The following is a 13,056-nucleotide window of genomic DNA, read 5'->3' as shown; positions in this document are numbered from 1 at the left end:
AACATTATCTGGAGATAATAGAATGAGAGTATTAGTTGTAATTTTTCTGTCCATGGTGATAAGTGCTTGTGCATATTCACCTATTTATAATGGTAAAGAACCGTATAATGGCAGTCCATTTATGTTGGCAGACACGCCACGACATACAATGGATTATTTTGTTGAAAGTTTAACTGAACAATTGGTTACATCGAATACGACGTTGTCGGCTCGCTCTCCAATTGCAATTACTTCTTTTGTTGATTTACAGCAGATGGATCAAACCAACTGGCTAGGTAATTCAGTCACTGAAGGCTTCATGTTCCAATTACAGCGTCGTGGCTTTAAAGTTATTGATTATAAAACAACAGGTAATATCCGAGTAACTCAACAAGGTGATTTTGCTTTCAGTCGTGATTGGAAAGAGTTGGTACAAGAACAACAAGTTGATTATGTACTGACTGGTACTATGCTTCGTCAAGATGGCGGTGTATTAATTAATGCTCGTGTGATTGGCATGCAAACACGTATCGTTGTTGCCTCGGCACAAGGTTTCCTTCCTGCAGACCGAATTGGTCGTGATTTAGATACTTTAAATACCATGCGTATGGAAGATGGTGTTCTTATTCGTTCTGATGTGAAAAAAGCAGAACGAAATACAATTATCTTACGCCCATAGGGGATCTAATGATGAAGCATTGGTTTTTATTAGCATTATTAGTCCTCGTTGGTTGCCAGCCCCTTGGTGCCATGCGTGAAAGTGATCATTTAAATGCTGTTGGATATGCAAGTATTAGCGAGCAAGCGGGTAAGAATATTGATGAGAAACGTATTCGTGCGATGCGTGCATCAAAAGTTGATGCGTATCGTGAGCTTGCTGAGCAAGTGTATGGTATGCGTATAAGCGGTAAGGTAGAAATGAACGATCAGCAGCTGGGTGAAGAAACAACCAGCGCGGGTGTTGATGGTATTATCCGTGGCGCAGAAGTAGTACGTACTTATCCTGTTGGTGACAGTTATGTTACTGAATTAAAGTTAGATTTGAAAAAGATGGAACGCATGAAAAACCAAGGCCAGGTTTATGATGTACCTTCAACGCAAAGAAAAACAATATTATTTTAATTAATACTCTCATTCTACATATTTGCCCTTGGTGCTTTTTAGTCCCAAGGGCTTTTTTATTAGGGAGATACAAGGACTAGATTTTAGGGATTAGTAAAAGATAGAAAGAGCAGGGACTATGTCTGAGAAGGTAAAAATGCAGATGGCATTATGCTGTATATCGAGGATTATATTATCGATATCTGAGGTTTGGAAAGGGGATGTAATCAGGCTTTTACGTTGGTGCCTAATGTCGTGATATTACGAGTTTGACCTGCAGCAGTATACGTCATGCCATTTTTGCCACGACTTTGTTGCATTAAGTTATTTAGTTTGTTGAAGCTGAGTTGAGCTCGCTGAAGCGCTTCACCGTTAACTACATTCTCTTCTTTACAGTCATGAATGATAGATTTAATTGCGGTCACTTTTTCTGTTAGTACATTGTCTTCAGAAAGAAGTTGTCTTTCGGCATGGCTACCTAGCAGCTGGTCATATTGGCGCAGTTGGTTTAGTAAGCTCAGTTTGTCATGAGCAATACTTTCCATTTCTGTCGGTTTTCTACTAGCGATAGCAACCTTCTCTCGACTAAGGACGGTCGAAAGAGAAAGGGCAACGCTACGTTGTAGATCCAGTAATTCAGTTAAGGTTTGCGCCATATTGTCTCTATATTAAGTACGTTCTGAAAAGAAAATAACCAGCCTAGGTTACAGGCCGGCTAATTCATCTTCAAATTTAATCATGTTGTCTGCTAGACGCTCAGGATCAACAGAGTAAGAGCCATTTGCAATAGCCGCTTTAATAGCAGCAACTTTATCTTCATTAAAAGAAGGCTCTGTTGCTAATTGTTGGTGCATTTGGCCAATTTCTTTCCCTTGATTACTCAAAGAAACAGCATCCATTTTTACAGACATCGCTGGTGTTGAATTCACCGGTGATTTTTCACCAGAATCAACACGAGTTTGATTGCGTAATGTTGCCATCGTTTGGCTAGCGCGTAGTTGGTCAATACTTGTCATATATTCAAGCCTTTTAGCCGAGTTAATACATTCTCATAATCTATTTATCGGCTGTCAAAAAAATAACTTAAGCAAATAATGAAGTTTTTTGACGCTTTTTTCATTATTTTTTAACTGTAGTAAAAGTAAGCATAAATAGTGCCACAATAAACATATCGGCACTGAGTGAGGAAAGTTTAGAAAAATATCTGATTACTTCATTATTGTTAACACTTGTATTAGAAGCGAACACTAATTTCACCCACCGCGGTAACGGTGCCACTCACAATGCGTTTTGATTTATCATTTTTCACATTTACTTTATCGCCAAGGGCTCCATCTCCTAATGCCGTACCTTTAGTGAGGATGCTTAATTCTCCTTTGACAGCTTTAATTATAACACTGTCATTACGACACACCATACAGATGTCATTTTTTTCGATAATTTCACCAGCTCTTACACTACGTTTAATGCGAGAACCAATTAGATCGTTTATATTAACATAGCCACCGCGGCGATAGACCCGGCTGTTAACCAGTGTTAAGGCTAAATCTTGAGTTAATATCATACGTCCTCTTGATAAAGAGGTTACCGCAGTGACTAAAGGCATCATTAATTCTGATTTAACAGGAACATAGACTTTCCAGTTGTCTGGTACACATTCAACAAGGACTGAGGTATTGCCACTGGCATTGAGTTTTCCTGGTAGGGAGGCACTGAGTGGTGTTGGACAATCGGTAGCATGGATACGGTTGTCTATACGTGCTGCTTCTATTTGTAATGTGCCGTTTTTAGGTGTATCTATTTTTGCTTCAATAAAGGTTTCTGCTGCCTGTTTAATTTCCTTTAGTTGTACATCTGTGGCAGCATGAGCACTCAAGCTAAAGAAACTTATAAATATGCCGATAAGGCCTATAAGTCGATAAAAAGTGATATTGTTGTCACGTATTTTTATTATCATCATGTTTTTTTTATAAAATGCCATATGGTATGTCGTGTTCTTCATGGGTTTATGTTAGGCTCACGGTAATTAATAATGGCACAAGATGGAGTCATATATGACAGGTATACTGGATTCGGTGAATCAGCGCACACAACTTGTTGGACAAAACCGTTTAGAACTACTTACTTTTCGCCTTATGGGGCGTCAACGTTATGGTATTAACGTTTTTAAAGTAAAAGAAGTATTACAGTGTCCGAAGTTGACTTCAATGCCTAATTTAAATCCGCTAGTGAAAGGGATTGCTCATATTCGTGGGCAAACTATTTCAGTGATTGATTTAAGCCTTGCTACAGGTGGTCGTCCAACTACTGAAATTGATAAATGTTTTATTATTATTTCTGAGTTTAACCGTACCATACAGGGCTTTTTAGTTAAATCGGTTGAGCGCATTGTAAACATGCATTGGGAAGCTATTCTACCACCACCGCAAGGCACAGGACGAGCAAACTACTTAACTGCTGTAACAAACATTGATGATGAATTAGTTGAAATCTTAGATGTAGAAAAGATCTTATCTGAAATCGCACCTATTGATGAAACCATGAACGAAGAGTTGGTTGAAGAAATGGCGCAGATCAGCCCTGAAGTGGTTCGAAAAGTATTAATCGCTGATGATTCAAGTGTTGCTCGAAAACAAGTGCAGCGTGCCGTTCAATCTATTGGTTTTGAAACCATTATGGTTAAAGATGGTAAAGAAGCGTTGAATAAACTAGTTGAAATGGCGAATGCAGGTAGTGTATATGAGCAAATTGGTTTAGTTATTTCAGATGTTGAAATGCCAGAAATGGATGGTTACACACTAACGGCAGAAATTCGTCGTGAACCAGCACTAAAAGATCTTCACGTTATTTTACATACATCATTAAGTGGCGTATTTAACCAAGCCATGGTTGAGCGTGTAGGTGCAAACCAATTTATCGCAAAATTTAATCCAGACGAACTGGGTGCAGCAGTAAAAAGAGCCGTTGAAAAATAATCTCTGTTTCTGTACTTATTAGTAAATCCTATTGTCATGTTAAGAATTAAGCATGGCAATTCATCTTTATTTGGAAGTAAAAGCGTTAATGACAACTATAACTATCAACGAACAAGAGTATCGTGACTTTAGCCGTTTTCTTGAATCTCAATGTGGCATTGTCCTTGGTGACAGTAAGCAATATTTAGTAAGAAGTCGATTAAGTCCTTTAGTTGCTAAGTTTTCATTAGCTTCATTGTCAGATCTATTAAAACAAGTGATTTCTGGTCGTAATCGTGAATTACGTGTTGCTGCTGTTGATGCAATGACAACCAATGAAACCTTATGGTTTAGAGACGGCTACCCATTTACAGTATTGTCTGAGAAATTACTGCCAGAATTAGCGGCAAACCGTCGCCCATTGAAAATTTGGTCAGCGGCAAGTTCGTCAGGCCAAGAAGCGTATTCAATGGGGATGATTATTTCTGAGATCCAAGCTCGTAAACCGGGTTTTCTTCCAAACATCAGTATTACTGCAACTGATATTTCACCATCAATGTTAGAAACCTGTAAAGCGGGTATTTATGACAACCTAGCATTAAGCCGTGGATTATCGCCTGAACGTCGTCGTGCATTTTTTGAAGACGCGGGTGATACTAAGATGAAAATTAACGATAAAATTAAAGGTATGGTTAACTTTAGGCCACAAAACCTAATGGACAGCTATAGCTTGTTAGGCAAGTTTGATATTATTTTTTGCCGTAATGTACTTATTTATTTCGCACCAGAGATGAAAGCAAAAGTATTAAACCAGATGGCGGCAAGTCTTAACCCTGGCGGATACTTATTGCTTGGTGCTTCTGAGTCATTAACAGGTTTAACTGATAAATTTGAGATGGTTCGTTGTAATCCAGGGATCATTTATAAGTTAAAATAATTACATTTGATTATTTAACGAACAAAAAGCGGCTTAGGTCGCTTTTTTTGTGCCTGTTATTTAGAGTCGGCATAGAAATTGCTAAAAATTATGCAGTAGTATTGTCAATCTCGTCTGTAAATTGAAAAGTTGGCATAGAGGTTGCTTTATATAAATATATATACTGCTAGTCAGTTCTTGTGGAGGGTTTGAAATGGCAATTTCTTTTGATAACGCATTAGGTATTCACCAGCATACAGTTGGCGTTCGTTCAGAGCGTGCTGAAATGTTAGCGACAAACATCGCGCAGGCAAATACACCAGGCTATAAAGCAAAAGGAATGGATTTTCAAAAAGCATTGCAGTCGGCAGCATCTAAGGCAAGTATGGGTCTTAATCGTACAGATGGTCGGCACATCAATGCCTCAACACGAGTGGCAGGGGAAATTCAATACCGCGTTCCAACTCAACCTGATACAGGGGATGGCAACACGGTAGATGTGGATTTGGAACGTAATTTATTTATGCAAAACCAACTTCGTCATCAAGCATCATTAGAGTTTTTAGGTAGCAAATTCAAGAACCTAACCAAAGCAATTAAAGGGGAATAGAGATGAGCTTATTTAATGTTTTTAACGTTACAGGTTCTGCGATGAGTGCAGAGTCAGTTCGTCTTAACACCACTTCAAGTAATATGGCAAATGCTGATAGCGTGAGTAGCTCTGCTGCTGAAACGTATAAAGCTCGCCAAGCTGTTTTTGGTGCGGAATTGAGTAAAGCGAAATACAAACAAGATCATACAGTTCCTGTAAAAGTTCTTGGTATTGTTGAAAGCCAAAAGCCTCTGCGTGCGGAATATAACCCAGACCACCCTATGGCAAACGACGATGGCTATATTTTTAAGCCAAATGTTAATGTGATGGAAGAAATGGCAAATATGATTTCTGCTTCTCGTTCATACCAAACGAATGTTCAAGTGGCAGATGCAAGTAAACAAATGTTGCAGAGTACTCTGCGAATGGGTCAATAAGGATAGGAGGTAGCTATGACTGGAATCAATAATGTTGGTCAAAACGGCTTGTCCTACATCGACCAGCTTAAGAGTCTTCAAGAGGCAAACAAGCCTGAAAAGACCACTGGTGGTAAAAATGAACTGAAGCAAGAAGACTTCCTTTCATTATTAACCAAACAGTTGTCTCAACAAGACCCGTTTAAGCCGGTTGAGAACGATCAAATGATTGCGCAAATGGCATCATTTGCAACCGTTGATGGTATTGGTAAGATGAATACACAGTTTGATAGCTTGAATTCATCAATGACATCTAACCAAGCTTTACAAGCGTCTTCGCTTGTTGGTCGTGATGTGTTAGTACCTGGTGCTAAAGGTTTAAAAGAAGCTGATAAGAGTATGGCGGCAATGGTTAAGTTGCCACAAGCAATTAATAACCTAATGGTTCGTGTTGAAAATGAACAAGGCCAATTAATTCGTACTTTAGATGTGGGCGCTAAACCTGCTGGGGACTCTCGCGTTGAGTGGGACGGCAAAGATGATAAAGGCAATGCAATGCCTGCTGGTCGCTACAGTATAAAAGCGGCGGGTGTGCTTGATGGAGAAAATCAAGAATTTGGTGTATCAACGTACGCTAACGTCAACAGTGTTCTTCTAGGCAAAGGCGATGGCAATGTTTTACTAAATCTTGCTGGATTTACCTCACCGATGAAATTGGCAGAAGTGCTAGAAGTCGGTAAGGCGTAAAAAGATGAATATTCAGTGCAGCCATTGTTGCTGCCTGAATACCTCTAATTTACATAATCATATTATTCATATAATTAGAGCTATGCCAATTCCTTTAGCATTCCCAATTGACCGTGATCGTTAATGGAATTGGAAAAATCAGCGTAGCTAGATAGGAGATATAAAATGTCATACGTAGCATTAAGTGGTCTAGCCGCTGCTCAAAAAGATCTAAACGCAACATCAAATAACCTTGCCAATGCCAATACGTTTGGTTTTAAAGAGTCTCGTGCAGAATTTGGTGATGTATATTCAACATCGTTGTTTTCAAATGCAAAAACTACAACAGGTGGTGGTGCGCAGACAACTAAAATCGCTCAGCAATTCCACGAAGGTTCTAGTGTTTATACTAATAACCCAATGGATTTACGTATTTCTGGTCAAGGTTTTTTTGCAGTAGCAAAAGATCGCATGCAACCAGGTACAAATGAATTAACTCGTAATGGTGCGTTTCATTTAGATAAAGATAACTTTATTACGAACTCAAATGATGAGTTTCTACTTGGTTATAATGTCGATGAAGAAAGTGGAGCAGTTTCATCTTATGAAGCAAAGCCACTGAGCATTCCAGATCAGTTTGGTACACCTAAACGCAGTGATAATATTGAAATTGGTATGAACTTACCATCAGGTGCACCATCAAAAGATGTGGCCTTATTTGATATGAATGATCCAGATACGTATAATAAATCAACGTCATCAACGATTTATGATTCGCTAGGTCAATCATATAAGTTAACCTCGTATTATGTTAAAGATGCAGCTCAGCCAAACCGTTGGAATGTATTTTATTCTGCAACTGATGCTACGGGTGAAAAAGCAATTAATATCAATGGTGGCGATACTGTTAATGCGACAGGACATGCTGGCCATTCAGTAGTATTTAATAATGATGGTACACCACAAAGTATTAATGGTGGCGTGCCTATTCAAACGACAACGTTTGGTGAAAATGGAATGGACCTAAATGGTTCAGATCCAACACAATCATTAGTGATCAATTTTGATGAACCGACACAATTTTCAGCACCATTTGAAATGCGTCGTTTCAGTGAAGATGGCGCAACAACTGGTTACCTAGCAAAAGTAGATATTGATGCCAAAGGTAATATCATTGGTTCATATTCAAATGGTAAAGACGTAACACTTGGCCGTGTTGCTATGGGTCGAGTAACGAATCAGCAAGGTCTAGCTCAAAACGGCGGAACGCAATGGTCAACAACGCAATCATCAGGTGGCGTTGTTTGGGGCGAAGCAAACCAAGGTTCATTTGGTGATATTAAAAGTGGTACGCTTGAGCAATCTAACGTAGATATGACTCAAGAGCTGGTTGATTTGATTTCTGCACAGCGTAACTTCCAAGCGAACTCGCGTTCACTGGACGTGCATAACCAACTGCAACAAAATATTCTACAAATTCGTTAATCTAAACGATAACCTCTTTATTAAATTGCCGTTAATAGTAACGGCAATTTCTTACCCAGTTCGCTTGCCTCTCTTTGAAATATATTTCCTCTTCACAATGAAAAACCCATACCTGATATTGTAATTAATTGATAAATAAGCAAAATAAAAGTTGGCACGCTCGTTGCTATTGTAACTTCAGATAGATTATTGGAGTTCATTATGGACCGCGCATTATTTTTAGCCATGAGTGGCGCAAAGCAAAACATGCAAGCTATGCAGATTAGTTCAAACAACCTTGCTAACGTAAGCACAACTGGTTTTCGTGCCGATTTAGAGCAAGCGCGTTCAATGCAAGCGTATGGTGAGGGTTTGCCTACTCGTGTATTTAGTATGACTGAGCGTCCAGGCAGCAGCTTTTCTCAAGGCTCAGTGATTACCACGGGTCGTGATTTAGATTTAACTATCGAAGGTGATGGTTGGATCTCTGTTATGGATAACACAGGTACTGAAGGCTTAACTCGTGCCGGTAATCTAAAAATTGATGAAACAGGTTTATTAATGAATGGCAGTGGTCACTTAGTGTTAGGTGATAATGATGCGCCAATTACCTTACCACTTCCAATTTCAAAAATTCAAATCGCAAAGGATGGCACTATCTCTGTTCTTGAGCAAGGTGCACCAGCAGAGGCGATGGCTGAAGTTGGCCGCATTAAATTAGTTCGTACCGATAATCGCGATTTATTTAAAGATACGAATGGCTTGTTCCGTTCAAAAAATCCTAATAATGCATTTCAAGCCGATGCGGGAGTTACCGTACTTAAAGGTGCATTAGAAGGCAGTAATGTAAATGCCGTAGGTGAAATGACCAATTTAATTGACTTGCAGCGTCAGTTTGAAATGCAAGTCAAGATGATGAGTACCGCTGAAGAGATGGATAAAGCTTCAGACTCATTATTACGTATGGGTTAATTAAACAATTAACTTGATTAACTTAATACATTAAAGAATTTAGAGGAATACAAAATGAATCCAGCATTATGGGTAAGTAAAACAGGCTTAGATGCACAGCAAACGAATATTGCAACTATTTCAAACAACTTGGCGAATGCCTCAACGGTTGGTTTTAAAAAGAGCCGCGCCGTATTTGAAGATCTGTTTTACCAAAACGTAAACCAAGCCGGTGCTCAATCTACTCAAAATACCGAGTTACCAACTGGTTTAATGCTAGGTTCTGGTTCTAAAGTTGTAGCAACACAAAAAGTATTTACTAACGGTAACGCACAAACCACATCGAACGGCATGGATATGATGATCGAAGGTAAAGGTTTTTTCCAAGTAACGATGCCAGATGGTAATATTGGTTACTCTCGTAACGGTCAATTTACGTTAAATGATGAAGGTGCAATTGTAACGACGGGTGCTGGTTACCGTCTAGAGCCTGAAATTATTGTGCCTGAAGATGCAATCAACGTTACTGTTGGTACTGATGGTGAAGTATCAGTTCGTCTACGTGGACAACAAGATAACCAAGTGATTGGTCAAATTACGACAGTTGATTTCATTAACCCAGGTGGTTTAGAGCCAGTTGGTCAAAACCTTTATTTACCAACGGGTGCAAGTGGTGATCCACAAGAAGGTACTCCAGGTTTAGAAGGATTAGGTTCAATTCGTCAATCAATGCTTGAAGCATCAAACGTAAACGTAACTGAAGAGTTGGTAAATATGATTGAAGCACAACGTGTTTATGAAATGAACTCTAAAGTAATCTCTGCTGTTGATAAGATGGCAAGCTTTATTAACCAACAACTGTAATTGGTGATTAGGATGAAACGTCTTCTTTGTTTATTAATGCTAACAGCCTTAACTGGGTGTGAATCATTATTAGTTCAAAACCCGAACTTACAAGATAGTGAAGTGACTTCTGCTACAACGAATGTTGATGCCGTGGAAGGTGACAAAGCAAAAGAAGAAAGTGGTGGGATTATCGATACCCTTCGTGGTCGTGATGATCCAATTTCAGGCGATCCAGCTTGGGCGCCTATTCATCCGAAAGAAAAGCCAGAGCATTATGCCGCGGCAACAGGTTCATTATTTAATATTGACCATGCGCAAGATATGTACGATGACACCAAACCTCGTGGCTTAGGTGATATTGTGACGGTAACGCTAGCTGAAAATACCAAAGCGGCAAAAAGTGCCGATGCGGAATTATCAAAATCAAACGCGTCAAGCATGGATCCCCTACAAGTAGGTGGCCAAGAATTGGAAATGGGTGGTCAATACAATTTTTCTTATGAGTTAGCGAATGATAATAACTTTACAGGAAATACATCAGCCAACCAAAGTAACAGCTTGAGTGGTTCAATTACGGTTGAAGTGATTGAAGTGCTATCAAATGGAAATTTATTGATCCGTGGTGAGAAGTGGCTAACACTAAACACGGGTGATGAATACATCCGTTTAAGTGGTACTATCCGCCCGGAAGACATTGCGTTTGATAACACCATTGCCTCGACTCGTATTTCAAATGCGCGAATTCAATATTCAGGCACGGGTGATCAACAAGATATGCAAGAACCAGGATTCTTGGCACGATTCTTTAATGTCGCACTATAATAATGATGAATCGTTGGAGTTTTGACGTGAATAAAAACCTAGTTACCTTAATATTTACTTGGTTATGCCTAAGTATCTCCACAGCACAAGCTGCACGTATTAAAGACGTAGCAGAAGTTGCAGGAGTTCGTAGTAACCAATTAATCGGTTATGGCCTAGTTTCTGGTTTACCGGGAACAGGGGAATCGACGCCATTTACCGATCAAAGCTTTAATGCCATGTTGCAAAATTTTGGTATTCAGTTACCACCAGGTACAAAACCAAAAACTAAAAATGTAGCTGCGGTAATGGTAACCGCGACATTACCTGCCTTCTCAAAGCAAGGCCAAATGGTTGATGTGACTATTTCATCGGTAGGCTCTGCAAAAAGCTTACGTGGTGGTACGTTATTACAAACATTTCTAAAAGGTTTGGATGGCAAAACTTACGCCATTGCACAAGGTAATTTAATAGTAAGTGGTTTTAGTGCAGAAGGGGCTGATGGTTCAAAATTAGTCGGTAATAATCCTGTTGTTGGGCGTATCTCAGGTGGCGCAATGGTTGAACGTGAAATACCGTCGCCATTTGGTCGTGGTGATTTTATTACTTTTAACTTATTCGAGTCTGATTTTACTACTTCTCAGCGTATGGCTGATGCGGTAAACAATTTCTTAGGTCCAAACATGGCCTCTGCAATCGATGCTACGTCAGTTCGAGTTCGTGCGCCGCGCGATATTAGCCAGCGTGTCGCTTTCTTATCAGCAGTAGAGAATGTCGATTTTGACCCAGCAGATGGTTCTGCAAAAATCATTGTTAACTCTCGTACCGGCACTATTGTTGTTGGTAAACACGTGAAATTGAAAGCAGCAGCAGTGACTCACGGTGGCATGACGGTTGCGATTAAAGAAAATTTACAAGTGAGTCAGCCGGGTCCATTTAGTGATGGTCAAACGGTTGTAACACCAGACTCTGATATTGAAGTAACTGAAGAGCAAGGTAAAATGTTTAAGTTTGAACCGGGTTTAACGTTAGATGATTTGGTTCGAGCGGTGAATGAAGTTGGCGCTGCCCCATCAGATTTAATGGCAATTCTTCAGGCATTGAAACAAGCGGGTGCGATTGAAGGTCAATTGATCATTATTTAATGATACTCTTTCGATAACAAAATATATAACGCATCTCTTAAGAGGTGCGTTTTTTTATGCCTGTGTTTTATCGGTATAATATAAGTGACTTGGCATTAAACTTGCTGTAATTATTATAATGTTAATTGATGCAAAGTGTGAAGATGAATAATTCAGTAAATATGACAGACGTTGGCTTTATCCATGATGTGGGTGGCCTAGACAAATTACGTAAAGGTGCAGTCAGTGGTGATCAAGATAGCCAAGACAAGGCATTGCGTGCTGCTGCGGAACAATTTGAATCAATCTTCACACAAATGCTTTTTAAATCAATGCGTAATGCTAATGATTCATTCAAGTCTGACATGATGAGTAGTGATAATCAGCAGTTCTTTGAACAAATGCGTGATGATCAAATGTCGACTGAATTGTCGAAAAAAGGATCGCTTGGTTTGGCTGATATGATAGTTGCTCAGCTTGGTGCTTCAATGAATCAAGAACCACCAGTACACAGCGGCAATAATTTAGAACAAAATGCGCGAGTGGCGATGCGTAAAGCGGCAACGGATGAAACCTTACGTTTGCCAGTCGATTATCAAGCCCTAAGTCAGTCTGAAGCAAAACAAGCATCACAAGCAGAATCACCAAACATCGCGCAATTAGAAAAAGCCTTAGCAGCAAAACCAGTGCAACAGCTACAGAAATTTGATTCACCTCAGCAGTTTGTTGACACAATGAAGCCATATGCTGAAAAAGCAGCGAAAGCATTAGGTATCGATTCTAATGTTCTTATTGCTCAAGCAGCGTTAGAGACTGGCTGGGGCAAGAAAGTGATTAATAATTCGGTGGATTCAAGCCATAACTTATTCAACATTAAAGCGGATAGAAGTTGGCAAGGCGATAAGATCGCAAAGAATACATTGGAATATCATGATAATGTTGCAGTGACAGAAAATGCAGCTTTCCGTTCATACGATAATTATGAAGAGAGCTTCAGTGATTTCGTACGTTTCCTGAATCAAAATCCACGTTATGAACGCGCATTACAGCAGACAGAAAGTTCAGAAAGCTTTATTAAAGGCATTCACAGTGCGGGTTATGCAACGGATCCAAAGTATGCCGATAAAGTCATGAGTGTAATGAAAACGGTAGAAAGCTTAACTAAGCAATAGCAAATAATGAGTTA

16 protein-coding genes are annotated in these 13,056 nt (G+C 39.4%); 13 read left to right on the top strand and 3 right to left on the bottom strand.

Annotation, left to right across the window (positions count from 1 at the left end; genetic code table 11):
* Window positions 1–22 precede the first annotated feature (22 nt).
* Together Q1K78_RS01535 and Q1K78_RS01530 are read left to right on the top strand one after the other, a co-directional pair.
* Window positions 23–658 carry a FlgO family outer membrane protein gene (locus Q1K78_RS01535; protein ID WP_300173697.1) on the top strand — a complete coding sequence of 212 codons (636 nt, stop codon included), beginning with the start codon at window positions 23–25 and terminating at the stop codon, window positions 656–658.
* An 8-nt stretch (window positions 659–666) separates the two neighbouring features.
* Window positions 667–1,101, top strand: a complete 435-nt coding sequence (locus Q1K78_RS01530) for an LPP20 family lipoprotein (RefSeq protein ID WP_300173695.1) — start codon at window positions 667–669, stop codon at window positions 1,099–1,101.
* Window positions 1,102–1,307: 206 nt separating this feature from the next.
* Here Q1K78_RS01530 and flgN read toward each other — a convergent pair whose 3' ends face one another.
* From flgN to flgA, 3 genes are all read right to left on the bottom strand, one after another.
* Entirely contained in the window at window positions 1,308–1,736 is a 429-nt protein-coding gene (flgN, locus tag Q1K78_RS01525) for a flagellar export chaperone FlgN (RefSeq protein WP_300173693.1), read from the bottom strand.
* A 48-nt stretch (window positions 1,737–1,784) separates the two neighbouring features.
* Entirely contained in the window at window positions 1,785–2,096 is a 312-nt protein-coding gene (flgM, locus tag Q1K78_RS01520; protein ID WP_300173691.1) for a flagellar biosynthesis anti-sigma factor FlgM, read from the bottom strand.
* Between the two features lie 218 nt (window positions 2,097–2,314).
* On the bottom strand, window positions 2,315–2,956 hold the full coding sequence (gene flgA, locus Q1K78_RS01515) for a flagellar basal body P-ring formation chaperone FlgA (RefSeq protein WP_300173689.1): 642 nt from the start codon (window positions 2,954–2,956) through the stop codon (window positions 2,315–2,317).
* Window positions 2,957–3,134: 178 nt separating this feature from the next.
* Between flgA and Q1K78_RS01510 the strand changes: the two genes are divergently transcribed.
* From Q1K78_RS01510 to flgJ, 11 genes are all read left to right on the top strand, one after another.
* Window positions 3,135–4,055 (top strand): chemotaxis protein CheV, encoded by a 921-nt coding sequence (locus Q1K78_RS01510; RefSeq protein ID WP_300173687.1) that lies wholly within the window; start codon window positions 3,135–3,137, stop codon window positions 4,053–4,055.
* A gap of 88 nt (window positions 4,056–4,143) precedes the next feature.
* Window positions 4,144–4,971, top strand: coding sequence for a protein-glutamate O-methyltransferase CheR (locus Q1K78_RS01505; RefSeq protein WP_300174007.1), 828 nt, complete (start codon window positions 4,144–4,146; stop codon window positions 4,969–4,971).
* Window positions 4,972–5,164: 193 nt separating this feature from the next.
* On the top strand, window positions 5,165–5,560 hold the full coding sequence (gene flgB / locus Q1K78_RS01500) for a flagellar basal body rod protein FlgB (protein ID WP_300173685.1): 396 nt from the start codon (window positions 5,165–5,167) through the stop codon (window positions 5,558–5,560).
* Between the two features lie 2 nt (window positions 5,561–5,562).
* The gene (gene flgC, locus Q1K78_RS01495; protein ID WP_005420405.1) at window positions 5,563–5,979 is read left to right on the top strand and encodes a flagellar basal body rod protein FlgC; all 417 of its coding nucleotides are present in this window, start codon (window positions 5,563–5,565) and stop codon (window positions 5,977–5,979) included.
* A gap of 15 nt (window positions 5,980–5,994) precedes the next feature.
* Complete coding sequence (flgD, locus tag Q1K78_RS01490) at window positions 5,995–6,705, top strand: flagellar hook assembly protein FlgD (RefSeq protein ID WP_300173680.1); 711 nt, start codon at window positions 5,995–5,997, stop codon at window positions 6,703–6,705.
* A gap of 165 nt (window positions 6,706–6,870) precedes the next feature.
* Window positions 6,871–8,169 carry a flagellar hook protein FlgE gene (gene flgE / locus Q1K78_RS01485; protein ID WP_300173678.1) on the top strand — a complete coding sequence of 433 codons (1,299 nt, stop codon included), beginning with the start codon at window positions 6,871–6,873 and terminating at the stop codon, window positions 8,167–8,169.
* A 201-nt stretch (window positions 8,170–8,370) separates the two neighbouring features.
* Entirely contained in the window at window positions 8,371–9,120 is a 750-nt protein-coding gene (locus Q1K78_RS01480) for a flagellar basal body rod protein FlgF (protein ID WP_300173676.1), read from the top strand.
* A gap of 54 nt (window positions 9,121–9,174) precedes the next feature.
* Window positions 9,175–9,963, top strand: coding sequence for a flagellar basal-body rod protein FlgG (gene flgG / locus Q1K78_RS01475; protein WP_300173674.1), 789 nt, complete (start codon window positions 9,175–9,177; stop codon window positions 9,961–9,963).
* Window positions 9,964–9,975: 12 nt separating this feature from the next.
* Complete coding sequence (gene flgH, locus Q1K78_RS01470; protein WP_300173672.1) at window positions 9,976–10,767, top strand: flagellar basal body L-ring protein FlgH; 792 nt, start codon at window positions 9,976–9,978, stop codon at window positions 10,765–10,767.
* 2 nt (window positions 10,768–10,769) lie between these two features.
* Entirely contained in the window at window positions 10,770–11,891 is a 1,122-nt protein-coding gene (locus tag Q1K78_RS01465; protein WP_300173670.1) for a flagellar basal body P-ring protein FlgI, read from the top strand.
* 143 nt (window positions 11,892–12,034) lie between these two features.
* The gene (gene flgJ, locus Q1K78_RS01460; RefSeq protein ID WP_300173667.1) at window positions 12,035–13,042 is read left to right on the top strand and encodes a flagellar assembly peptidoglycan hydrolase FlgJ; all 1,008 of its coding nucleotides are present in this window, start codon (window positions 12,035–12,037) and stop codon (window positions 13,040–13,042) included.
* Window positions 13,043–13,056 lie beyond the last annotated feature (14 nt).

Source organism: uncultured Aliivibrio sp., from assembly GCF_946479765.1.
Lineage (GTDB): Bacteria > Pseudomonadota > Gammaproteobacteria > Enterobacterales > Vibrionaceae > Aliivibrio.
This window is presented reverse-complemented; position numbering and strand designations above follow the sequence as displayed.

Coding starts and splice junctions, on each gene's coding strand:
- Q1K78_RS01535 (WP_300173697.1), top strand. CDS start 23: ATGAGAGTATTAGTTGTAATTTTTCTGTCCATGGTGATAAGTGCTTGT.
- Q1K78_RS01530 (WP_300173695.1), top strand. CDS start 667: ATGATGAAGCATTGGTTTTTATTAGCATTATTAGTCCTCGTTGGTTGC.
- flgN (WP_300173693.1), bottom strand. CDS start 1,736: ATGGCGCAAACCTTAACTGAATTACTGGATCTACAACGTAGCGTTGCC.
- flgM (WP_300173691.1), bottom strand. CDS start 2,096: ATGACAAGTATTGACCAACTACGCGCTAGCCAAACGATGGCAACATTA.
- Q1K78_RS01510 (WP_300173687.1), top strand. CDS start 3,135: ATGACAGGTATACTGGATTCGGTGAATCAGCGCACACAACTTGTTGGA.
- Q1K78_RS01505 (WP_300174007.1), top strand. CDS start 4,144: ATGACAACTATAACTATCAACGAACAAGAGTATCGTGACTTTAGCCGT.
- flgB (WP_300173685.1), top strand. CDS start 5,165: ATGGCAATTTCTTTTGATAACGCATTAGGTATTCACCAGCATACAGTT.
- flgC (WP_005420405.1), top strand. CDS start 5,563: ATGAGCTTATTTAATGTTTTTAACGTTACAGGTTCTGCGATGAGTGCA.
- flgD (WP_300173680.1), top strand. CDS start 5,995: ATGACTGGAATCAATAATGTTGGTCAAAACGGCTTGTCCTACATCGAC.
- flgE (WP_300173678.1), top strand. CDS start 6,871: ATGTCATACGTAGCATTAAGTGGTCTAGCCGCTGCTCAAAAAGATCTA.
- Q1K78_RS01480 (WP_300173676.1), top strand. CDS start 8,371: ATGGACCGCGCATTATTTTTAGCCATGAGTGGCGCAAAGCAAAACATG.
- flgG (WP_300173674.1), top strand. CDS start 9,175: ATGAATCCAGCATTATGGGTAAGTAAAACAGGCTTAGATGCACAGCAA.
- flgH (WP_300173672.1), top strand. CDS start 9,976: ATGAAACGTCTTCTTTGTTTATTAATGCTAACAGCCTTAACTGGGTGT.
- Q1K78_RS01465 (WP_300173670.1), top strand. CDS start 10,770: ATGATGAATCGTTGGAGTTTTGACGTGAATAAAAACCTAGTTACCTTA.
- flgJ (WP_300173667.1), top strand. CDS start 12,035: ATGAATAATTCAGTAAATATGACAGACGTTGGCTTTATCCATGATGTG.